Here is a 21,919-nt window from a genome sequence, read left to right as displayed (position 1 = left end):
CTTTACTTCTTTAATTGTGAAGTCTTTAGGAAAATAAAGCCATGATCTTCGAGAGCGTCATTCAGAGTATCATTAAAAAACTTAAGCTTGAACAAGAATCACTCTTTTCAGTTCACAGTGAACAGTGGAAACTTAACAGTGAAAAGTGGAGAGCGATCGCGCTTTCCACCGATCGCATCGATCGCGATAAAGCAAGGGAAGTAGTAAGAGAAACTTATGCTTTAATAAAAAGACCAGAACCAAAAATACTATTTTCTGATAGCCCTTCACGAGTGATAGAAACATTTTATCAGAGCGGCTTAAACAGTCTGGGCTACAAGCTAGATAGAGAAATCGATATCGGTCTTATTCAACCGTTAACAAATTCACTTGTAAGAAGTTCCCATAGATATTTGTTGAGTAGCACTAGGAAACTTTGGAACCATCACAGCAGTCAATTTTCAAGGCAAATGTTGAGAGAGCCTGGTTTACAAACTGTGACATCAATTGACCCGGGAGAATGGCTTGATTATGTTCAAGTCTTTGATTTGTGCTATTCTAGCTTAAATTGTAGTTGTGATTTAAGGCTATGGAATATATTTCAAGGATTAGTTAAAAACTGTGCTTGGATTTATCCATTTGAAAACGCTTGTATTATCTGCGATCGCCCTACAAAACTCTCCTTTGACAGTGAATCTGAGCTCCATGCAGAAGGAGAACCCGCCGTTGAGTTGGCAGACGGATATCGCTTCTATTCCTATCATGGTGTAACATTACCTGAAAAATATGGGAAACTGCACCCTCAACAATGGCAAGCACAATGGCTTTTAGAAGAGTACAATGCTGAATTAAGACGAGTGCTGATTCAAAACATTGGTTACTCCAGAATTGCTCAGGAATTGCAAGCCAAACAATTAGATACTTGGCAAGAGTACGCTCTATTAAAAATAGATTGTGCCGATGTTGAGCCACTTTATCTATTAAAAATGACTTGCCCTAGCACTAGATTTATTCATGCTTTGCGCGTACCTCCTGATGTAAGATCGGCTAGGGAAGCAATTCGCTGGGTGAATTGGGGAACCGATCCAGAGGAATTTAGCGTGCAAACATGAAAACGATTACCGGGAGTAAAACTAAAGCAACAGTCTGGGTAGTAGAAAAGGGTAAAATCCTCCCTCGATTAGACCAATTAACTACTGAAGAACCCTTAGAGATCCGCTTAGTTTCACCAAAACAAACCGTAGCGGTGACAATGCGAACTCCCGGAAATGACTTTGAACTTGCCGCAGGTTTTTTGTACGGCGAAGGCATTGTTAGCAACCGCGAAGATATCCGCAGGATTAGCTATTGCCTAGACTCAAAAGTAGACGGAGAACAGCAATATAATATTGTTAATGTAGAACTCAGAGATGGCTTAATTCCTGATTTACAACCGCTAGAGCGACATTTCTATACAACTAGCGCCTGCGGAGTTTGTGGCAAAGCTAACTTAGAAGCATTACGCCTACGGGATTTTCCAGCAATACCAACCGGCCCAGAAATTTCAGCAGATTTAATTTACACTTTACCCGATAAACTAAAAGCAGCTCAGCGAGTCTTTTCAAGTACCGGAGGACTTCACGCGGCTGCTTTATTCGATATTAATGGACAATTGCTCTCGGTGCGCGAAGATATCGGTCGTCATAATGCTTTAGATAAATTAATTGGTACAGCTTTCTTGAATGGGGAATTACCATTTAGCGATCGCATTCTCTTAGTTAGCGGACGATCGAGTTTTGAAATATTACAAAAAAGTCTTGCTGCTGGCGTGCCTATAGTCTGTGCCGTTTCCGCACCTAGCAGTTTAGCAGTTTCCCTAGCTCAAGAGTTTGGCATCACTCTGATTGGATTTTTGCGCGGCGATCGCTTCAATTTGTATGCTGGAAAAGAGCGGATAAGTACGTCAATGTAACCTAAACAGGACTTACACAGGTCGTCCCAGAAACCGGGTTTTTGAGAGAATCAGGATTTATACTAACCCTTTATTAGCAATAATCCGTCATTGCGAGCGAAGCGAAGCAATCGCTTAGTCTCTGCGATTGCTTCGCTTCGCTCGCAATGACAATAAAGGGGGTAGTAAAGCCGGATTTGGTATTACGCACGCTCGGTCAAAAACCCGGTTTCTTTGGTTGGGTGCGTAAATCCTACTACAGCAAGTTTTTAATTTTTAATTCTTTAGATTATTATTTTTATTATTAAATTTTTAATTTTTAATTTTTAATTCTTTAGAGAGTGTGCCAGTTTATAGGGTGGAATACAGGTTTCCCAATATTGATGTCACAGATCATAATAGAAATAAGCCCACCACTGCGGGCGGGCTCAGCTCATGCCAGCTTATGTATCGCTAGGCAATCGGGTCTCAAAGGATGTAGACGTTAAACTTCAGAAAAAGATCCAGTTTGTAGGAAAAATTTCTCACACAAAAGTTTAGCTCTAGTTATCCCACTACAGAGGGGGCGATCGCGCATTGCGGTTGTCCTCTTACTGTATACCAGAATACTACTAATTTCTCCCTCGTCAAACGGTCAAAGCCAGCGACAAACTACAAGCTGATTAGCTAAATCGATCGCTTTAAGTACAGAAGAAACTTTTTAATTTGACCTTTTTAATTCGTTCCCTTAGTGGTAGTAGTACCTATCTACTTTCGTCCCCCGACGGTAATCGTATCTCACCACAACAGCATCCGGGTATAGGATGCGAAGGGTGTCACGATAATGCACATGACTCGGTTTAGGATAGGAGGAACTCGAAGAATACGAACAGTTAGTTCCTCGTCCACCATTGATAGTTGCTGACTCGCTGGAGGGAATCTCCGCGAATAGTGAATTCTTCTGAGTGAGATCCATGATTAACTCCTCGATCGTGATTTTGAAAAAAGTTGCTTTAACATTAGGCTGAGTTTGCTTGACCCAGCGAAATGTGATTATCTCTTCTAGCGCGATCGCGTGGATCTGGATAGCCAGGTTGCATGATATGTTAATATATGCAAATCAGCAACAAAGCTGGTTGTATAAGTCTTGATTCTTATTTCTTCTTATCAAACATTTTTGTCAAATAAAAAATTAATCTATGTCTCATCAAAACTCTACTGTCTTAAATGTTGAAGAAGCGCAAAAAATCATTCAAGATTTCACTTGCTTGAATATGAAATCTATTGATTCTGATTTACAAAAAGACGCACTCCGTCAGGCTATTTTGCTACTAGCAAATCAGTCAGATTACCAGATGCTAGGAGTTTGTGCTGATTCAACAGCAGATGGATTTTTAGCGCTAGAAACCTATTTAAAAGCTTTAGGCTATGAGGCAAAGCTTGACTCTAATGCCGTCGCGCCAGTTGAAGGGTCTGTTTATATCAAGTTTAATACTTTGAAGGGGTCGTATTATGTTAATGGCTACAATGGAACTTATCGCGGTGTATTAGTTTCCTGCCAATCTTCTGAAGCTGGAGGTATTAACGGTACTTACGGACATTTACCGCTCAATTTATTTGTTTAATTGGTTAGTTGTTAGTTGTTAGTTGTTAATTGGTTAGTTGTTAGTTGTTATGTAGACGATCGCAATTATAGCAGATTGCAGATAAAGAGAAGACACTAATACTTATTCAACAATCCTAGCGATCCCAAATCGGGCTTTACTACCCCCTTTATTGTCATTGCGAGCTTTATTGTCATTGCGAGCGAAGCGAAGCAATCGCAGAGACTAGGCGATTGCTTCGCTTCACTCGCAATGACGGATTATTGCTAATAAAGGGGCTGTTAACTCTTGGCAAGACAAGCTTTCTTCTAGCGTTCAACAACCAACAACCAACAACCAACAACCAACAACCAACAACTAACAACTAACAACTAACAACTAACAACCAAAAACTAACAACTAACAACTAACCACTAACCATTACTTAACTAATTCTGGCTGTTGTTCCACTATTGGTTCATCCTGTGGCAATCCAAGGACATTCTTGTACAGTTTGACATATTCCTTGGCAGAGAGATCCCAGCTAAAGTCATGCCTCATACCGCGCTGTTGCAGTTCTTTCCATTTATCTTTGTAGCGGAAGCCTTCCCAAGCGCGGATCATACAGGTGAACAAATCTAGGGGTTCGTAGCGATCGAAGCAGTAGCCCGTGCCCACATTGTTAATGGGGTCATGGTGAGAGACTGTATCCACTAAACCACCTGTGCGACGGACTATGGGGACGCAGCCGTAACGCATGGAGAGCATTTGGCTAATACCGCAGGGTTCAAAGCGGGAGGGCATTAGGAAAGCATCGCTACCTGCATAAACGCGCCGGGAAAGGGCTTCATTGTATAGCAGTTGGGTGGCCATGCGGCCGGGGTAGCGGGAGGCCATTTGCCAGAGTTGGGTTTCGTAGTAGCGATCGCCTGTTCCCAAAACGATGAATTGAGCATCGGTGTAGGCCATGAATCGATCGAGAATTTGAATCACTAGATCGATGCCCTTTTGTTCGACTAGGCGCGTCACCATGCCAATTAAGAAAGCATTTTTGTTAACTTCTAAGCCGACTTCTTCTTGGATGGCAATTTTGTTGGGGGGGCGTTTGTCAATAGTTTCGGGAGTGAAGTTTTCAACGATATACCTGTCGGTTGCCGGGTTGTAAGATTCAGTATCAATACCGTTAAGAATGCCCGACAATTTACCGCTGATGAATGACATTAATCCTTCTAAAGTTTCACCGTATGCAGGGGTTTTGATCTGTTCGGCGTAGGTAGGAGAAACGGTTGTCACTCTGTCAGCAAATTGGACAGCGGCGGCCATTGTGTCGTGACCTTGCATATACCAGGGACACCATGTCATCGTTTCCAAACGCCAACGCCAAGGCCCTTGATATGCGAGGTTGTGAATAGTAAAAACGGTACTAATATCTGGGTCTTGGTGCATCCAGACCGGGATCATGCCTGCGTGCCAGTCATGACAGTGGATGATTTGGGGTTTCCAGTAGTTCCAGGCAAATTCTGCGGCTCCGTTAGCAAAGAAGGTAAACCGCCAGTCTTCGTCATCGCCAGAGTAGATGCGGCGGGGCATGAAGCAGGGATGGCCGAATAAGTATAAAGGAACATCAGTTCCAGGCAGCACGCTTTCGTAAACGCTGAAGTTTTGGAACATGGCTGCACCTGACCAGACAGGGGTTTTGGGGATGTCCATCTTGTCGGGCAGGAAGCCGTAGTAGGGCATGAAGATGCGGACATCGTGACCCATTCGGCGCAGGAATTTCGGCAGTGCTCCGACGACATCGCCCATACCGCCGACTTTGGCGAGGGGTGCTGCTTCTGCGGAGACAAATAGAATTCGCATTATTGCGTTTCCCTGAGATAGTGAGTTTAGATCCAGTCTAAAGGGGTAGTGTCACCATTTTTTAATCAATATTAAGCCAAGATTGGGAGAATGAAACAACCCTGGGGGCAGGGGGTGGTGGTTGGGGGTTGGGGGGTTAGGTCAAAGAATTTAGAATCGAGCAATTTTACAGCCCTGTATATAAGAATCTGGCTGCAAATTATATAACTACGATCGCGATCGCTCTCGTTTTGTTGCGATCGTAGTTGGAAAACACGCCCTAGTTCCTAGTTCCTAACCCCTAAGTATCTAATTGTCAACTTTATCCGACTCAAGCAAGGCTTTTCTAGCTTGCTCAGAACGCTCTTCGGCAGTAGCCATCATTTCATCTATTTTGTCTACTATTTGCCCGGGATAGCTTTCTAAGAATCTAGTGGAAAGGGAAATCCGACCTCGTTCTTCATTGAGGTTAATAATCATTGCTTTGATTATTTGACCTACTGAAAATACCTTTTCCAGATTATTGATATACTTTTGGCTGACTTCCTTGATGTGGAGCAAACCTGTGATACCATCGAAGTCAACAAATACTCCGAACTGCTTGATACTGCTGATTTTGCCCTCGATAATTTGACCGATTTCTAATTGGCTAAAGCTGGCAGATTTGGTGGCTGCACGCTGAGAAAGCACGAGTTTTTCGCGTTCGCGGTCTACTTCTAAAAAGCTGACGCTCATGGATTGACCCACAAGGGACTGTAAATTGTCTCGCTCCACTACGTGCGATCGCGGAATAAATCCCCGCATCCCCATGACATCTACGGTTACGCCGCCCTTATTATGGCCGGTGACGCGCACTTGAATTACGGCTCCCGTGTTGAACATTTCTGTTACCTGATCCCAGGTTTTTTTGATCTCTAATTGGCGGAGGGAAAGGGTTACTTGACCGTCTTCATTTTGGTCGCGGATAATTAGAAATTCCCGTTCTTCTTGCAAAGGCAGAAGTTTAGACAGGTCTGCTACCGCTCTCAAGGCGACCTCTTCGAGAGGGAGAAAAGCTGGGGACTTAGCGCCGATGTCTATGTACGCGCCGTTGGATTCGATCTCTTCCACTCTACCGCGCACTACTTGGCCCTTCTGAAATTCGTAATTATGCTGTTCGAGGGCTTTGGCAAAATCGTCCATCGAAAAGGATGCTTTTGCGCCTTGAGAACCTGTCGATTTGGGATTCATGTCAATTGAATGAAAGAAAATTGAAATTAAACTACGAGCCTAACTACTGCCGCGTCGATTCGCCTGGAATTGGCGATCGCTACGGAGTTAAATATTAGAACTTACGCAAAAGTAACGTACTTGATGTCATTGCGCTGGCGCAACCTGGGCGTAGCGCTTACCAAGCTTAGCGTATGTTGCGAGCTCGGAAGCATGGCGAGGTTACGAAGCAACCTTAAGCAAGTCGGCAACTAAGCGCAACCCAGTTGCAAGGATACTTAGTAAACCCAAGCCCTGATTTTTGGCGATCGCGCTACGTAAGCTCTAAAATAGTTGGCTACCCCAATATAGCCAATCTGGGGGTATATGGAGACTGGGTATTGAGAATTACTAATTACTAATTGTTCGTGGTTGATGGTTGATTGTCATTAGTCCATGCCTTTTTGCTTTAGAGTTGCTCGCTAAAGAGCTGTTTTACCTGTATCCAAGCATCGGCGGCCGCTGTGGCGTTGTAACTACCGCGATGGTCGCAGAAAAAGCCGTGTTCGGCGTTATAGCGGAAAATCTGATGGGAAATGTTGTATTTTTGTAATTCTGTTTCGATCTGGTCAACTTGCTCTTGGGGAATGCTGGCATCCTGAGTGCCAAAAAAGCCGTAGAGAGTGCCTTTAATGTCTGCTGTACGCGCGATCGTGGGATCGCCGCCGCCGGGGGTCATGGTGGCAATTCCAGCCCCGTAGAACGAAGCTGTGGCTTTAATATCGGGTAAGGTGGCGGCAAGGTAGGCGACGTGACCGCCAAAACAGAAGCCGATGCAGCCAAAGCCTGTACTCTTGACAAAGGATAAATTTTTGAGGTAGCTAATTGTGGCTTGAATGTCGCTGAGGAGTTCTGAGGCTGTGGTTTGTTCTTTGTACTGCCTGCCGATTTTGATGTCTTCTGGAGTGTAGCCGGTTTCAAAGCCGGGGGCTTGGCGCTGGTAGATGGCTGGTGCGATCGCTACATACCCTTCTTTAGCAATTCTTTCTGTGACTTCGCGGATGTGGGCGTTAACTCCGAAGATTTCTTGAATGACAATAACTGCTGGAAATTGCCCCTTGGCTGTAGGTTGGGCTAGATAAGCGGCTATTTGTAAATCTCCGTTAGTTACTGTGACCTTAGCTGTGTGAATTGTTAATTCAGTCATCGCGATTGTAATTTTGTAAATGTCAACTGATTTTAGATTAAGGCAACTGCGGATGCGATCGACAGTTTCTTTGCAGCCTTGCTCCTGGTTGAATCCTTTAAAAATTATTAGGCGAGCGCAGATGCTAACAAAATCCAAGCTGGTAATCTATATAATTGATGTTCCTGAAGTTAGCGCCGAAAGCATTAGCAACAGGTCTAATTCTACCAACGTGAAGATAGCTCCCAATATCTAGCTCATCAATTCGCTAAGCTTAAAGCTCTAGTTAGAGAAACCGGTACATTTGCTATGGTCTCTACTGCCAAACTCTGGCCCCGCTAAAAAGTGTGAACCTTGCTAGTGAAAGAGCCAAGAGTAGATTATGCTATAGCTTAAGATCGGAATCCTAATGATATAGACCACACAATTGCTTTTATAAATTCTTTATCTTAATCCCTGGAGTTTCTAGGATGGTTCAGTTTCAAATTCAAGCAGACAGCGAGATCCCGGCATCCAACCAACTATTTAACCAGATCAGGTTTGCGATCGCCTCCCGGCAATTTCCCCCCGGACACCGCTTGCCCAGCACTAGGCAACTAGCGATGCAAACAGGCTTGCACCGCAATACGATCAGTAAAGTTTATCGGCAATTAGAAGAAACGGGACTGGTAGAAGCCCAAGCAGGTTCAGGCATTTACGTCCGGGCTCAAGGTAATGAAGGCGGTAGTACGCGAAAATCGCCCATTCTCGAACAATATCCCGAAGCTGATAAGATCGTGCAGCACAGTCTCGACCAACTACTGGGACAGGGTTGCACTCTCAGTCAGGCGAGGGAACTATTTTTAGGAGAAATTGACTGGCGACTACGCTGTAGCGCTAGAGTCTTAGTGACCGCACCGACTCAAGATATCGGCATCGGTGAGTTAATGACTCAAGAACTAGAGCAAGCTCTTCGCATTCCCGTACAGTTAGTACCAATGGAACAGCTAGCTCAAGTCATCGATCAAGTGCCTTCGGGGACAGTGGTGACTAGCCGCTATTTCATCGGTGAAGCAGAAGCGATCGCAGCTCCTCGGTCTGTGCGCGTTATCCCCGTTGACATTTACGATTATGCTAAGGAAATCCAGCTCGTTAATAGCTTACCGAAAGATACTTACTTTGGTATTGTTAGCCTCAGTTCTGGTCTACTGCGGGCAGTAGAAGTAATTATTCACAGCCTGCGAGGACAAGACTTGTTGGTAATGACAGCTCAATTGTCCGATCCTTACAAAATTAATGCGATCGTTCGCAGCGCTCGTACAATTGCTTGCGACCAAGCAAGTATTGCTACTGTGAAAGCTGCTGTCAATGCTGCCAGAGAAGATATTATCCGTCCCCCGCAATTGATCTGCTGCGAAAATTATATAGGTTCTCAGTCGATTAACTTACTCAAACGCGAGTTAGGTTTAGGGTAAAGAAGGCAGGGGAGCAGGGGAGCGGGGGAGATGGGGAGATGGGGAGGATGGGGAGATGGGAGCAGGGGAGCGGGGGAGATGGGGAGAATTACTGACTCTTTTAACTCAAAACCGCGAAATGCTGCCGATCGCGAAGTGTTGCCAGAAACAAAGCAAACTGAAACTATCTCTCAAAACTGCGTTGATGGAGCCTACTCACAGAATTTGCCGTTACACTCCCAACGAAACAATTTCAACAGTTCCCATCCTTCTGGCTTCTACGAAATTCACTTCGCCGTCAAAGATACTGGGATTGGTATTCCTGCGGAGAAAATGAACAGACTATTTCACTCCTTTTCTCAAGTAGATGCCTCTACCACCAGACAATACGGCGGTACTGGTTTGGGATTAGCGATCAGCAAACGCCTATGCGAAATTATGGGTGGGACAATGTGGGTTGAAAGTGGCAACGCAGAAGGAGGGGGGGAGCAGGGGGGCAGGGGAGCAGAGGCGCAGGGGGGCAGAGGAGCAGAGGAGAGATTTCTGTCTTCTATCTCCCCCATCCTCCCCCGCTCCCTCGTCTCCCCCATCCCCTCTCTCGTCCCTTTTGTGGTAAAAAAATGCAAGAGTACGATCGCTTGTTTGCTACGATTGAAGAGCTAGTGATGCACCACTCTCCTAGTGGTGTTGAGTCGGAAGTTGACGACTGGTTAATCGATAGGTTTACGAAAATGGGAGTAAAGGCTTGGCTTGACAGTGCAGGAAATGCGATCGCACTAATTCCAGGTCGCGATTCTCAACACTCTATCGCAATTACTGCCCATAAAGATGAAATCGGCGCGATCGTCAAAACTGTAACATCAAATGGCCGAGTCCAAGTTCGTAAACTTGGGGGTTCTTTCCCTTGGGTTTATGGCGAAGGCGTTGTCGATTTATTGGGAGATAATCAAACCATTAGTGGTATCCTCAGCTTTGGTTCCCGTCATGTTTCTCACGAATCTCCTCAAAAATCTCAGCAGGAAGATGTGGCATTAAAGTGGGAAAATGCTTGGATTGAAACGAAATGTAGTGCGGAAGAATTAGCTAAGGCAGGCATTCGTCCAGGTACGCGCATGGTAGTAGGAAAGCACCGCAAACACCCGCTACGATTAAAGGATTATATTGCTAGTTATACCCTGGATAATAAAGCTTCTGTGGCAATTTTACTAGATGTAGCTGCATCTTTGCAAGCACCACCCGTTAATGTTTATTTGGTGGCATCGGCGAAGGAGGAAGTCGGCGCGATCGGGGCACTATACTTTACTCAAAGACAGGAATTAGATGCGTTAATTGCTTTGGAAATTTGCCCCTTGGCACCGGAATATCCCATTGATGATGGCGAAAAGCCAGTTTTGTTGTCTCAGGATGGCTACGGGATTTATGATGAAGGCTTAAATGGGGAATTGCGCCAAGCAGCCGATCGCGCGGGTGTGGTGGTACAATTGGCAGCGATCGCTGGGTTTGGTAGCGATGCCTCGATCGCCATGAAGTTTGGTCACGTAGCTAGGGCCGCTTGTTTGGCCTTCCCCACCCAAAACACTCACGGGTTTGAGATTGCTCATTTAGGTGCGATCGCTAACTGTACTCGCATTCTCACAGCCTACTGCCAACAGCCTTGGAACCAATAAAAAAAATTTTTGAAAAAGTAGTTGACAAACTCAGAAAGATGCGTTAAGTTAATAAAGGTGTGAAACACACGCCCCCATCGTCTAGAGGCCTAGGACACATCCCTTTCACGGATGCGACGGGGATTCGAATTCCCCTGGGGGTATCAAAAAAATTATAAGTGCTGAGTTGTGAGCTAATCCCATAATTCAGCACTTATTTTTTGTACCTTTTTAAAATTACGGTTAACGGTTAACTGTTAACGGTTAGCAATTATAGCAACCGCCACAACGTTTAGGGCATTCTCCATCCCCCAAATCATTTCTAGTATTGCCTTCTGCCTCCTGCCTCCTGCCTCCTGCCATACCTCATTATCAATGATACAAATAGGGTAAAGTGAGGGATTTTACAAGCGCAAATGCGATCGGAAATTGCCAGCTTTACGCTCACAAAAGTGGTGAAAAAAATAGAAAAATATCGCAACTATCGGATTTTCAGGTGAACTTAACTCAATCTAAAGGAAAGTGCTCTTGCCTCAGAAACAGACGACTTGAGAATTGCGATCGCCTACCAGACCCAGAAACCTCATCCCTCGCCCTTGAGTATCCTAAAATAGAGCACAAGTGTGACCAAAACAGAGTATCGCGATCGCCCTACACTCGTAGTCGTAAATCTTAACCCTCTTGCCGATTGTAAGTCAACCCTTTAACGTGGTAACTTAACAATAAGGAGTTATTTAGCCCAAACTCCACTTCCCCCCCCCTAACCCATAGTGCAATATAGATAAATTAGCCTTAAAGGGACTACCTCAAACTGGACAATTGTTCGCGTCAACGACCAGCGTCAAATAGAATTAAGTCCGCTTGATTAACCATTATTCCTCTAGGAGTGCTTCGCCTGCGAGATGTAATACAAGCTAGAAAGCTTGTAAACCCGCCCCAGCACCTAATCGTGGTTAACAAACTGGAATTGATATAAAATAAAACTCTATCGCTTTCCCGTGTCTGCCAACAGCTCCAAGTAACGCTAGTTATACCTTAAAGCCTAATCTTTGTACTTTGTTACAGGCTCTTTTAATTCCCACAGGTGTAAGGAACAGCAAATATGAGCTTGAACGGCCAAAGCAAAATTTCCGAAATTCTCAAAAAATACCGCTCGGAACTGTTGACAGCATGGCTCTCAGAGCAGATGACTGCTAGCAGTCGCCAAGACTCGCTCAAAGAAATAGAAGTACGGGAAGAGTGCAGAGAATTTCTAGACCTCCTAGTAGCAGCACTCGATCGCGGTAACTTAACTGACATCAACACCTCAGAATGGCGGCCAGTGCGAGAAATGCTTTCCAGCATATCGCGCGATCGCTCTCACAAAGGCTTCACACCCTCAGAAACCGCAACCTTTATTTTATCCTTAAAACACCCCTTATTCACCCAGCTACACTCCGAACTCGCAAACGATAGCCAAAACCTCATCCAAGAGATTTGGTCAGTCAGTACCCTCCTAGATAAACTAGGTTTACTGACCACAGAAATCTACCAAAAAGCCCGCGAAGAAGTCATCTATCGCCAGCAAGAAGAACTCATGGAACTCTCCACCCCAGTTGTAAAACTGTGGGATGGGATATTAGCCTTACCAATCATCGGTACCCTGGACAGCAACCGCACTCAAGGTGTAATGGAGTCCCTCCTACAAAAAATTGTAGAGACAGGCGCAGAAGTTACGATCATTGATATTACCGGAGTCCCAACCGTAGACACCCTAACTGCACAACACCTGCTCAAAACCGTTACTGCCGCCCGCTTAATGGGCGCTGACTGCATCATCAGCGGCATTCGCCCCCAAATCGCCCAAACCATCGTTTACCTCGGCGTGGATCTCGCGGACGTGATCACCAAAGCCACCCTAGCCGACGCTTTTGCTCTAGCATTAAAACGCATTGGAGCCAGCATCACCCGCAACCAGCCGCGCACTTAAGGAAGCATCATGGACGAAAAAATTCCCATACTTAAAATGGGTCAATTTCTCTTAGTTACGATCCAAGTCGATATGCACGATCGCCTAGCCATGACATTACAAGACGACCTCACAAATCGCATCAACCAGACAAATGCTCGCGGCGTATTAATAGATATTTCCGCCTTAGATATGGTTGACTCCTTCATCGGGCGAATATTAGGAAACATTGCCAAAATGTCGCAGATACTTGATGCCGAAACAGTCGTAGTTGGAATGCAGCCAGCAGTAGCCATTACTCTAGTAGAATTAGGGCTTTCCCTCAAAGGCATCCGCACAGCCTTAAACGTAGAGAGGGGAATGGCTCTATTGCGGCGATCGCTAGCAACTCCAGAGGAGATGCCAGATGACCGTGCAGAGGTCTGAAACCATGAGCATCAAAACCGCCGCAGACGTTGTGCTAGTAAGGCAAGCCGTCCGCAAGTTAGCCGTGGAACAAGGTTTGAGCCTCGTAGACCAAACCAAAATCGTGACGGCGGCCAGCGAACTCGCCCGTAATACCTTAGACTACGGCGGCGGCGGGCAACTACAACTGGAAACCCTACAAGAGGGAAACCGCCGGGGTGTGCGGCTCACCTTTGAAGACAAAGGCCCCGGCATTCCCGACATCGACCTTGCCTTAAAAGACGGCTTCACCACCGGAGGCGGGCTTGGCATGGGTCTTTCTGGTTCCAAGCGGCTCGTGAACGAATTTAACATCGTTTCTCGCGTCGGTGAGGGCACAACTATTACGATCGCTAAGTGGAAGTAGCTGACTTCTTTACCACCAAAAAAATAGTGAGAGTCATGTTGAAATTCCTAGACCTCTTGCCAAACCTCTGTCCTAAAACGAGAGAATTTTTGAAGTTTACTCCCCTTCCTTTATACCCAAAGTTATGTCTCATTTTTGTAGTCTTATTGAAAAGCAAAACCCTGCAATTTAATGAACCTAAGAAGACACAAAGGCATAGAGGAGGAAAAGAAAAGAGAAATAGATAACCTTAAACCAAACCCAGGAAGCAAATATGCCAGAACCAGTCGCCTTACCCATTCTAGAGTCCAGTCAAGCTGGCGAAGCGCGGCGGATAGCTGTAGCCTTTGCTAATCAACTTGGCTTCAACGAAACAGATCGTGGAAAGGTTAGCATCGTAGTCAGCGAGTTGACAAAAAACCTCGTCCGCTACGCCCGTAACGGTCAACTATTGCTACAAGCAAAAGTCTTAAACTCAATCGCGCTTATAGAAATCTTAGCCTTAGACTCTGGGCCGGGAATGAGCAGTATTAGCGAGTGCTTGCGCGACGGCTTTTCTACAGGCGGGACTCTGGGAAACGGTTTGGGGGCTTGCCAGCGGCTATCTAACTTTTTTGACATTTATTCTGTTACCAACGGCGGCACAGCCATATTAAGCCACATCTGGGCAACATCTTACGATTCACCCCCACCAGAAGATCGCCTAAAAATTGGCGGAGTTTGCTTACCTGTCAGAGGCGAGGATGTTTCAGGGGATGCTTGGGCCGTAGAACAGCAGGAAGATCGTAGTTTGCTGCTAGTGGCCGACGGGTTGGGTCACGGCCCGCAAGCTGCGATCGCATCTAATGAAGCTGTGAGGATATTTCGAGAGAATACTCATAAAAGCCCAAAAGAGATTATAGAGGCGGCTCATGGGGCTTTGCGAAGTACGCGGGGTGCAGTAATCGCGATCGCAGAAATTGACTTTCGTAGCGCATCGGTTCGCTTTGCAGGAATCGGAAATATTTCTGCCGCAGTCATTTCTCCCGATGCAAACTACAGCATGGTTTCCCACAATGGTACTGTCGGACATGAGGTTCGCAAAATTCAGGAATTTGTCTATCAGTGGCCCAAAGGAGGTCTTTTAGTCATGCACTCCGATGGGTTGGGTACGCAGTGGCATCTAGAGCGTTATGCTGGTTTAGTATCAAAACATCCCTGTTTAATTGCTGGAGTTTTGTACCGAGATTTCACTAGAGGTCGCGATGATGTGACAGTGCTTGCCGCTAAATAAAATTTTTAAGTTAACTGCTAACTGTTAACTGTTAACTGTCAACTGTCAACTGTTAGCAATTAGCAATTAGCAATTAGCAATTAGCCATTAGCAATTAGCCATTAGCCATTACCAATTAGCCATTAGCCATTAGCCATTAGCCATTAGCAATGACTTTCACTCTCCTAACTCTAGAAATCAAATTTGAACAAGATGTCGTCATGACTCGCCAGCGGGCGGGGCAAATTGCAAGTTTATTAGGTTTTCAGGCTCAGGATAAAACTCGCATTGCCACTGCTGTATCTGAAATTGGTCGCAATGCTTTTCAATATGCCGGAGGCGGAAAAGTTAAATTTTGGGTGGAAATATCTTCGCCTCAAACATTGATAATTTCCATTGAGGATCGAGGTCAAGGTATTGCTAATCTTAATACTATTCTCAATGGACAATATATATCTACAACTGGCATGGGTCTAGGTATTATTGGCAGCAAGCGGTTAATGGATCGATTTCAGATTTCCTCTTCGGTAGGTGAGGGAACTATCGTCGTGATGGAAAAAAACTTGCCGAGGTTGCCTTCTATTTTAACAGCAAAAGACTTAGGGCAGTTGGGCAGTAAATTGGCGATGCAAGCGCCTCAAAGTTCCTTTGAAGAAATTCAGCAGCAGAACCAAGAATTACTATTAGCTCTAGAAGATATCCGTCAGCGTGAAGAGCAGCTAATTCAGCTCAATTGCGAATTAGAAGATACTAATAGGGGAGTAGTAGCTCTCTATGCCGAATTAGATGAAAAAGCCGATTCCTTACAGAAGGCAAATGAAGTTAAAACCCGATTTTTATCAAATATGAGCCACGAGTTTCGCACGCCGCTAAACTCAATTATATCTCTCTCGCGGATACTGTTAGACAGGATGGATGGTGAATTGACATTAGAACAAGAAAAGCAAGTGACTTTCATCCGTAAATCTGCTGAATGTCTTTCGGATTTAGTTAATGACTTATTAGACTTGGCAAAGGCAGAAGCAGGCAAAATTGTAGTGCATCCCAATGAGTTTGAAATTAGCGACCTTTTTGGAGCTTTGAGGGGTATGCTACGGCCTTTACTGGCCTATAATTCGTCAGTTTCTCTAGTTTTTGAAGAAGTTGTCGGTTGCCATAAACTTTACACTGACGAAGGCAAGGTTAGCCAAATTCTCAGAAATTTTATCTCCAATTCGTTGAAGTATACAGAAGTTGGAGAAATTAGGGTTTCAGCGGCAATTGCTGGTAACACTGTTGTCTTTTCCGTAGCGGATACTGGTATCGGTATTGCCGTAGGCGATCGAGAGCTGATATTTGAAGAATATACCCAACTTAATTCTCCCCTACAAACACAATTTAAAGGAACAGGTTTGGGACTCCCGCTAGCCAAAAAATTAGCTGAATTGCTGGGAGGAAGTGTCTTTCTTACCAGCGAATTAGGGAAAGGTTCAACATTTTTTGCTACAATTCCTGTCGTTTATAACAGTATCAAAGAGGATGTGCAAAGGGAGAATTTTCTCTTGCAATTTGGATGCAGCTCTCTATCCTATATTAGTAGTAGAAGATAATGTAGAAACTTTATTTACTTATGAGAAATATTTTCAGGGTTCTTGCTATCAAATGATAATAGCTGGATCGCTTTGTCAAGCAAGAGAGGCCCTTCAAGTTTTTAGACCTGTAGCTATACTATTGGACATTTTACTAGATAAACAGAGTACGTGGACTTTGATTGCTGAAATGAAAGGAAACGAAGCAACGCAGAATATTCCTCTGATTGTAATCACTGTCATTGACAACGAGAGGAAAGCTCGCGCATTGGGTGCAGATGCGTTTTTTATCAAACCTGCGGAGCGACTTCCGCTGCTCCACAAAATTAATGCTCTAGTCAAGGGGGATTTGCCGCAAAAAGTTTTGATTATAGACAACGACCAAGTAGCTAGATACTTGCTCAAGGAATACTTAGCCGATCCTAATTTTACTATAATTGAAGCTGAGTCTGGGCAGGAAGGTTTAGCGTTAGCTCAGACGGAAACTATTGATGCAATTTTTTTAGATTTGGAGATGCCAGGAATGAATGGTTTTGAAGTATTGAAACAACTTAAAAGCAATCCTGATACTAAGAATATCTCTGTAATTGTTAATAGCTCAAAGTTGCTCGACCCACAAGAGTCAATGTATATAGCACAAAACGCGATCGCAATTCTATCTAAAGAGAGTCAACATCACGAGGTGGCAAGCGGTAAACTCCGGGAAGCTCTGATAAAAGCAGGGCTTATACCTATAGCTAGGGACTAGGATGCTCAGGACTAGGGAAGAAGGGAATAGAATAAGCGGGTTCCAGCAATCAATCGTGTCCTAATCGCCTTGGCGACTGCTATATATACCCAGACTTCGCTCTCCCTCCTTTAAAATTACCGCTCTCCTATTTTATTTTTCTTCCTCTAGACGATCTCGGTCTGTGGTTGACTCGCAAAATAATGGTAGTTTTATCGTTTCGGCACTAAAAAAGCGATTAAATCAAACCTATAGCCTAATTCGTACCTTAATTCTTCCTTATTTTTTCCAAAAACTATGCCCGACCGACCTCAAGTCACGATCTTGCACGTAGACGACAACGCAGCTAACCGCTATATCGTTACCCGGATGCTTCAAAATGCGGGGTTTGATGTGCAACAGGCGGCCACTGGGAAAGCTGGCCTGCAATTGGCACTCGACTACCAACCAGATTTAATTGTCCTTGACGTGCAGTTGCCTGATATCAATGGGTTTGAGGTCTGTAGGCAGATTAAGACTAACCCTGCTACGGCGTTTATTCCGGTGCTACATCTCTCGGCTAGTTTTGTCAAGAGCGAGGATAAGGTACAGGGGTTAGATGGCGGTGCAGATGGCTATCTCGCCCAGCCTGTAGAGCCGATTGAGTTAGTCGCGACTGTCAATGCTTTGCTTCGTACCAGAAAGGCAGAGGAAGCGGCACGGCTACTGGCGAGGGAGTGGCAAACGACTTTCGATGCGATCGCGGATCTGGTGTGTCTGCTGGATAGCGATGGCAGTATAGTGCGGTGCAACTGCGCCGCGAGGGAACTTTGGGGAAAATCGGAAAGCGAGATTAAAGGTTGTTTTTATCAGGATTTGATCCAAGATACGATCGGTGCTACGGAAGTAAATCTCTTTATTCGGGCTCGAGAAACTGGCCGCCGACAAAATTTAGAACTGAGGTTTGGCGATCGCTGGTTTTCTGTCACTGCTGACCCGATTTTAGGCGATCGTGGTAATTTTGCAGGAGCAGTTTGGATTGTCGCCGATATCACAGACCGCAAGCAAGCCGAGTCAGCGCAACGAGAAACTGAAGAGCGGTTCCGTCTGCTGTTAGACAATGCACAAGACTACGCAATTTTCTTCCTTGATGCCCAAGGATACATTATCCGTTGGAGTGTAGGAGCTCAAAGAATTTTAGGCTATGAGGAAGCAGAGGCAATCGGTCAGCCGACATCGATTATTTTTACACCGGAGGATTTAGCTGCCGGCACAGACAAGCTGGAACTAGAGCAAGCAGTAGCGGCAGGTCAAGCAGAGGACGAACGCTGGCACATCCGTAAAGACGGCAGCCGTTTCTGGGCTAGCGGTATTCTCACTTCCCTGCAAGATGAGGCAGGATTGCGGGGTTTTGCTAAAATCATGCGCGACTTCACCGAACGCAAACAAGCTGAAGACGAACGCGCCCAGTTACTCATCCGCGAACAGAATGCCCGCACTCAGGCGGAGACTGCCAACCGGATGAAGGATGAGTTTTTGGCGACGCTATCCCACGAGTTGCGATCGCCCTTAAACGCCATGCTGGGTTGGCTGCGCCTGCTCAATACTCGCAAGTTTGACGAGAAGACGACAGCCAAGGCAATGGAGACAATTGAGCGCAGTGCTAGAGCCCAAGCGCAATTAGTTGAGGATTTGCTCGACGTTTCCCGGATCATTCAGGGTAAGGTACGGCTGAATGTCCGCCCAGTTGAACTTGTCACCGTCATTGAAGCAGCCTTAGATACAGTCCGCCCTGCGGCTGAAGCTAAGGAGATTCGCCTGCAAACCATCTTCGATTCCACAGGGGGGCTGGTGGCAGGAGACTCAGACCGCTTGCAGCAAATCGTCTGGAATTTGCTTTCTAACGCGGTTAAGTTTACGCTCAAAGGCGGGCAAGTTCAGGTCTACCTGGAGAGAGTTAACTCTCATGTTGAGATTTCGGTGAGGGATACGGGATTGGGGATAAAACCTGATTTTCTGCCCTTTGTGTTCGATCGCTTCCGTCAAGCCGACAGCTCAATCGCTAGAACTTATACTGGCTTGGGTATCGGTTTAGCTATTGTCCGCCATTTGGTAGAACTGCACGGCGGTAGCGTTCGCGCCCAAAGCGAAGGTGAGGGGAAGGGAGCAACATTTACTATTAAGCTGCCCCTAATGCCTATTCGCCAAAATCTGGAGACGGGAGAACGGGTACACCCCGGTATTGGGGGCGAACTTCCATTTGAAAATCTGCCAGCGCTCAATGGTTTGCGGGTGTTGGTAGTGGATGATGAAGCTGATTCGCGGGCCTTTCTTACGGCTGTGCTTGAGGAGTGCGGCGCGGAAGTTGTGGCAGTGGGCTCGGCAGTTGAGGCGATCGCGACCCTTAAAAGTTTGAAACCTGATATTTTGCTCAGTGACATCGGAATGCCAGAAGAGGACGGCTATGCTTTGATCCGCCAAGTGCGATCGCTTTCACCACAGGAAGGGGGGCAAATTCCCGCAGCAGCACTCACAGCTTATGCTAGAGCTGAGGATCGGACGCGATCGCTTTTGTCCGGTTTTCAGATCCACTTACCCAAACCGATCGAACCCGCTGAATTAGCCGCCGTCGTCGCTAACCTCGCCAATAGGACGGGTTAACAGTTAATTGCTAATTGCTAATTGCTAATTGCTAATTGCTAATGTAATCAGTAATCAAAGGAGTTGGGATGGGACGGCCTAATTTTGAGAAATTGGAAGTTTATCAATTGTCTGAAAAATTAGCAGATGAGATTTGGCACATTGTTGAAGGATGGGATAACTTCGCTAAAGATACACTTGGTAAACAAATAGTCCGTTCAGCAGATAGCATCGCGGCTAATATTGCAGAAGGCGAGGGTCGATATAACTTCCAAGATAATCGGCGTTTCATAAAGATTGCTAGAGGTTCTCTGTATGAAACAATCAACTGGTTAAGACGTGCCTACACACGGAATCTTTTAACAAATGAACAAATAAAACGCCTTAACTCAGTCATTGATGAATTGTCTCCAAAACTCAATGCTTACCTAAAATCAATCGGCAATTAGCAATTAGCAATTAGCCATTAGCAATTAGCAATTAGCCATTAGCCATTAGCCATTAGCCATTAGCAAAATATTTATTTTTCCGTCAATCTATCTAGCTTTTCTCTCGTCCACAAATTGAAAAGAGATTGCACCAAAAACCACGAACCCAAGGCTGACAGAGAAAAAGCTGCGATCGCACCTCCTTGATATCCCCCAATTAGCAACACCGCACCCGATAGAAAAACAAAGCCAGTCAAGCAGGCATAAATCAGAGTTTTAACAGCCATATTAATCCGCTTCAGAGCGCGATCGCTTTCTATTGTCCGCACCCGCACCTGCAACTCGCCGTCTTCAATCCGCTTTTCTAAATGTCTGATTAAAACTTCTGCTCTACTCGGCTGCTGTAACTTAAATCTAACATAATTTCTAGCTTGTTTTGCCAGCTCTCCCACCAAATTTCCTCGTTCTTTTTGGGAGACTGTAGTTAAGCTTTTAACAAACGGTTTAGCACAAGCAACAGGGTTGTATTGAGGATCTAAAGTTCGAGCAATACCATCAAGAGTCGTCAACGCTTTCAGGATGAACATCATTTGTCCCGGCAATCGAAATGGCTGTTGCTCAAACATCAAGTACAATTCATCCTTGATTTCATTAAAAGCTTGAAAATCAATCGGTTTTTCAGTAAACTTTTCCAATAGGAACGCTACCATTCTCCGCACTGGCATCATATCCGGCACAGGTTCAATTAAACCCATCAAAATCAATGTTTCTAAAACCTCATCACTATCTTTTCTCAACACTCCAAAAAAAGTTCTAATCATCTGCTCTTTAGCCAGAGATTTCACCTCTGCCATCATCCCAAAATCATAAAAAATTAGAGAGCCATCTGCATTAACTGCCATGTTTCCCGGATGCGGATCTGCCTGAAAAAAACCGTCTTGCAACAATTGTTTTAAGTAACAGGAAATCCCTAACTGATTGAGACGTTTTAAGTCTATCCCTTTAGCTTCTAAACTTTGTCGATCGTCAACCTTTATACCTGGTAAATACTCGACAGTCAACACCTTTTTGCTAGTATATCGCCAATAAACTTTAGGAACCATAATGCCGGGATAGCCTCTAAAATTATTAGCAAATCGTTCAGCATTTTTACCCTCTTGTATATAGTCAATTTCTTGATAAAGAATTGTGAAAAATTCATTATAAAGTGCATCTAAATTATATTTTCTAGTCCAAGGCAAATACCGCTGGCAAAAACGCATAATTTTGTAAATAGCTTTAACGTCCAAATCAAACAACTTTTGCAATCCCGGACGTTGAACCTTTACAACTACATCTTCTCCCGTATGTAGCCGAGCTTTGTGTACCTGTCCCAAACTCGCAGCCGCAATCGGAAAATGGTCAAAATCACGATATAAAGCATAAATTTCTTTACCAAGTTCAGATTCAATCAGAGCGATCGCTTCTTCCGCATTGAATTCAGGTACTTTATCTTGCAATTTTTGTAATTCATTAACATACTCTAAAGGGAGTATATCTGCACGAGTTGAGAGAGCCTGACCAATTTTAATAAAAGTTGGGCCTAAATTTAGCAAAGTCTTGAGTAGCCACTCAGCACGGACGGATCTTGTATAAGGCGAGTTATTTTGAAATAGCCTATCCGCCCACAAATAGAACATAAACTGTCCTGCGGCGGTAAAAACATCTATTTGTCGAGTTAAAGGTGAAGATTGAGCCCGTTGCCAGCGAAGTGGCTTAGGTGCAATTTTTGTGAGCATAAATATAGGGGCTAGGGGCTAGGGGCTAGGGGCTAGGGGAAAAGAG

The 21,919-nt window shown here is 45.0% G+C and carries 19 protein-coding genes, 1 tRNA gene and 1 pseudogene; 16 read left to right on the top strand and 5 right to left on the bottom strand.

The window, feature by feature from the left end:
* Positions 1–41: 41 nt before the first annotated feature.
* Positions 42–1,091, top strand: a complete 1,050-nt coding sequence (locus OSCI_RS18555; RefSeq protein ID WP_007356622.1) for a DUF6745 domain-containing protein — start codon at positions 42–44, stop codon at positions 1,089–1,091.
* Positions 1,088–1,930: a formate dehydrogenase accessory sulfurtransferase FdhD gene (gene fdhD, locus OSCI_RS18550; protein ID WP_007356621.1), complete on the top strand. Its 843-nt coding sequence runs from the start codon at positions 1,088–1,090 to the stop codon at positions 1,928–1,930. Before OSCI_RS18555 ends, fdhD begins: the two co-directional genes overlap by 4 nt.
* A 706-nt stretch (positions 1,931–2,636) precedes the next feature.
* On the opposite strand, the gene OSCI_RS30155 is transcribed toward fdhD, so the two are convergent.
* Positions 2,637–2,864 carry a hypothetical protein gene (locus OSCI_RS30155; RefSeq protein ID WP_148288935.1) on the bottom strand — a complete coding sequence of 76 codons (228 nt, stop codon included), beginning with the start codon at positions 2,862–2,864 and terminating at the stop codon, positions 2,637–2,639.
* Between the two features lie 223 nt (positions 2,865–3,087).
* Here OSCI_RS30155 and OSCI_RS18545 point away from each other — a divergent pair, with 223 nt between their 5' ends.
* Positions 3,088–3,513, top strand: coding sequence for a DUF1824 family protein (locus tag OSCI_RS18545; RefSeq protein ID WP_007356619.1), 426 nt, complete (start codon positions 3,088–3,090; stop codon positions 3,511–3,513).
* Positions 3,514–3,912: 399 nt separating this feature from the next.
* Here the strand turns inward: OSCI_RS18545 and glgA are convergent, their stop codons facing one another.
* From glgA to OSCI_RS18530, 3 genes are all read right to left on the bottom strand, one after another.
* Positions 3,913–5,331: a glycogen synthase GlgA gene (glgA, locus tag OSCI_RS18540; RefSeq protein WP_007356618.1), complete on the bottom strand. Its 1,419-nt coding sequence runs from the start codon at positions 5,329–5,331 to the stop codon at positions 3,913–3,915.
* 288 nt (positions 5,332–5,619) lie between these two features.
* Positions 5,620–6,540 carry a S1 RNA-binding domain-containing protein gene (locus OSCI_RS18535; RefSeq protein ID WP_007356617.1) on the bottom strand — a complete coding sequence of 307 codons (921 nt, stop codon included), beginning with the start codon at positions 6,538–6,540 and terminating at the stop codon, positions 5,620–5,622.
* Between the two features lie 427 nt (positions 6,541–6,967).
* Positions 6,968–7,705, bottom strand: coding sequence for a dienelactone hydrolase family protein (locus tag OSCI_RS18530; RefSeq protein WP_026103873.1), 738 nt, complete (start codon positions 7,703–7,705; stop codon positions 6,968–6,970).
* Positions 7,706–8,154: 449 nt separating this feature from the next.
* Between OSCI_RS18530 and OSCI_RS18525 the strand changes: the two genes are divergently transcribed.
* From OSCI_RS18525 to OSCI_RS18470, 13 genes and pseudogenes are all read left to right on the top strand, one after another.
* A complete protein-coding gene (locus OSCI_RS18525; RefSeq protein ID WP_007356615.1) occupies positions 8,155–9,138 on the top strand; it encodes a GntR family transcriptional regulator in 984 nt (327 codons plus the stop codon).
* Positions 9,139–9,402: 264 nt separating this feature from the next.
* A pseudogene (locus OSCI_RS32460) lies at positions 9,403–9,600 on the top strand (ATP-binding protein); the annotation flags it as partial.
* A gap of 137 nt (positions 9,601–9,737) precedes the next feature.
* A complete protein-coding gene (locus OSCI_RS18515; protein ID WP_019487280.1) occupies positions 9,738–10,784 on the top strand; it encodes a M42 family metallopeptidase in 1,047 nt (348 codons plus the stop codon).
* Positions 10,785–10,854: 70 nt separating this feature from the next.
* A tRNA-Glu gene (locus OSCI_RS18510) sits at positions 10,855–10,927 on the top strand.
* Between the two features lie 230 nt (positions 10,928–11,157).
* A complete protein-coding gene (locus tag OSCI_RS30145) occupies positions 11,158–11,439 on the top strand; it encodes a hypothetical protein (protein ID WP_148288860.1) in 282 nt (93 codons plus the stop codon).
* Between the two features lie 426 nt (positions 11,440–11,865).
* The gene (locus OSCI_RS18505) at positions 11,866–12,732 is read left to right on the top strand and encodes an STAS domain-containing protein (protein ID WP_007356612.1); all 867 of its coding nucleotides are present in this window, start codon (positions 11,866–11,868) and stop codon (positions 12,730–12,732) included.
* Between the two features lie 9 nt (positions 12,733–12,741).
* On the top strand, positions 12,742–13,137 hold the full coding sequence (locus OSCI_RS18500) for an STAS domain-containing protein (protein WP_007356611.1): 396 nt from the start codon (positions 12,742–12,744) through the stop codon (positions 13,135–13,137).
* A 4-nt stretch (positions 13,138–13,141) separates the two neighbouring features.
* Positions 13,142–13,522, top strand: coding sequence for an anti-sigma regulatory factor (locus OSCI_RS18495; protein ID WP_019487279.1), 381 nt, complete (start codon positions 13,142–13,144; stop codon positions 13,520–13,522).
* Positions 13,523–13,775: 253 nt separating this feature from the next.
* Entirely contained in the window at positions 13,776–14,774 is a 999-nt protein-coding gene (locus OSCI_RS18490) for a SpoIIE family protein phosphatase (RefSeq protein ID WP_007356609.1), read from the top strand.
* A gap of 149 nt (positions 14,775–14,923) precedes the next feature.
* Entirely contained in the window at positions 14,924–16,342 is a 1,419-nt protein-coding gene (locus tag OSCI_RS27945) for an ATP-binding protein (protein WP_007356608.1), read from the top strand.
* Complete coding sequence (locus OSCI_RS31610) at positions 16,302–17,069, top strand: response regulator (protein WP_007356607.1); 768 nt, start codon at positions 16,302–16,304, stop codon at positions 17,067–17,069. The genes OSCI_RS27945 and OSCI_RS31610 overlap by 41 nt, the downstream gene beginning before the upstream one ends.
* Positions 17,070–17,345: 276 nt before the next feature.
* Positions 17,346–19,688: a response regulator gene (locus tag OSCI_RS18475; protein ID WP_007356606.1), complete on the top strand. Its 2,343-nt coding sequence runs from the start codon at positions 17,346–17,348 to the stop codon at positions 19,686–19,688.
* Positions 19,689–19,756: 68 nt separating this feature from the next.
* The gene (locus OSCI_RS18470) at positions 19,757–20,116 is read left to right on the top strand and encodes a four helix bundle protein (RefSeq protein WP_007356605.1); all 360 of its coding nucleotides are present in this window, start codon (positions 19,757–19,759) and stop codon (positions 20,114–20,116) included.
* A 71-nt stretch (positions 20,117–20,187) separates the two neighbouring features.
* Here OSCI_RS18470 and OSCI_RS18465 read toward each other — a convergent pair whose 3' ends face one another.
* Positions 20,188–21,873, bottom strand: coding sequence for an ABC1 kinase family protein (locus OSCI_RS18465; protein ID WP_007356604.1), 1,686 nt, complete (start codon positions 21,871–21,873; stop codon positions 20,188–20,190).
* Positions 21,874–21,919 lie beyond the last annotated feature (46 nt).

The sequence above is a fragment of the Kamptonema sp. PCC 6506 genome (genome assembly GCF_000180455.1).
Lineage (GTDB): Bacteria > Cyanobacteriota > Cyanobacteriia > Cyanobacteriales > Microcoleaceae > Kamptonema > Kamptonema formosum.
The sequence above is the reverse complement of the archived record's forward strand: the minus strand, read 5'-3'. Positions and strand labels throughout refer to the sequence as shown.

Bases quoted from the DNA above. Each gene is read 5' to 3' on its own strand.
- OSCI_RS18515 (WP_019487280.1), top strand. From the start codon at position 9,738: ATGCAAGAGTACGATCGCTTGTTTGCTACGATTGAAGAGCTAGTGATG.
- OSCI_RS18490 (WP_007356609.1), top strand. From the start codon at position 13,776: ATGCCAGAACCAGTCGCCTTACCCATTCTAGAGTCCAGTCAAGCTGGC.
- OSCI_RS18555 (WP_007356622.1), top strand. From the start codon at position 42: ATGATCTTCGAGAGCGTCATTCAGAGTATCATTAAAAAACTTAAGCTT.
- OSCI_RS18530 (WP_026103873.1), bottom strand. From the start codon at position 7,705: ATGACTGAATTAACAATTCACACAGCTAAGGTCACAGTAACTAACGGA.
- OSCI_RS18500 (WP_007356611.1), top strand. From the start codon at position 12,742: ATGGACGAAAAAATTCCCATACTTAAAATGGGTCAATTTCTCTTAGTT.
- OSCI_RS18535 (WP_007356617.1), bottom strand. From the start codon at position 6,540: ATGAATCCCAAATCGACAGGTTCTCAAGGCGCAAAAGCATCCTTTTCG.
- glgA (WP_007356618.1), bottom strand. From the start codon at position 5,331: ATGCGAATTCTATTTGTCTCCGCAGAAGCAGCACCCCTCGCCAAAGTC.
- OSCI_RS27945 (WP_007356608.1), top strand. From the start codon at position 14,924: ATGACTTTCACTCTCCTAACTCTAGAAATCAAATTTGAACAAGATGTC.
- OSCI_RS18505 (WP_007356612.1), top strand. From the start codon at position 11,866: ATGAGCTTGAACGGCCAAAGCAAAATTTCCGAAATTCTCAAAAAATAC.
- OSCI_RS18465 (WP_007356604.1), bottom strand. From the start codon at position 21,873: ATGCTCACAAAAATTGCACCTAAGCCACTTCGCTGGCAACGGGCTCAA.
- OSCI_RS18525 (WP_007356615.1), top strand. From the start codon at position 8,155: ATGGTTCAGTTTCAAATTCAAGCAGACAGCGAGATCCCGGCATCCAAC.
- OSCI_RS18545 (WP_007356619.1), top strand. From the start codon at position 3,088: ATGTCTCATCAAAACTCTACTGTCTTAAATGTTGAAGAAGCGCAAAAA.
- OSCI_RS18470 (WP_007356605.1), top strand. From the start codon at position 19,757: ATGGGACGGCCTAATTTTGAGAAATTGGAAGTTTATCAATTGTCTGAA.
- OSCI_RS18495 (WP_019487279.1), top strand. From the start codon at position 13,142: ATGAGCATCAAAACCGCCGCAGACGTTGTGCTAGTAAGGCAAGCCGTC.
- fdhD (WP_007356621.1), top strand. From the start codon at position 1,088: ATGAAAACGATTACCGGGAGTAAAACTAAAGCAACAGTCTGGGTAGTA.
- OSCI_RS30155 (WP_148288935.1), bottom strand. From the start codon at position 2,864: ATGGATCTCACTCAGAAGAATTCACTATTCGCGGAGATTCCCTCCAGC.
- OSCI_RS18475 (WP_007356606.1), top strand. From the start codon at position 17,346: ATGCCCGACCGACCTCAAGTCACGATCTTGCACGTAGACGACAACGCA.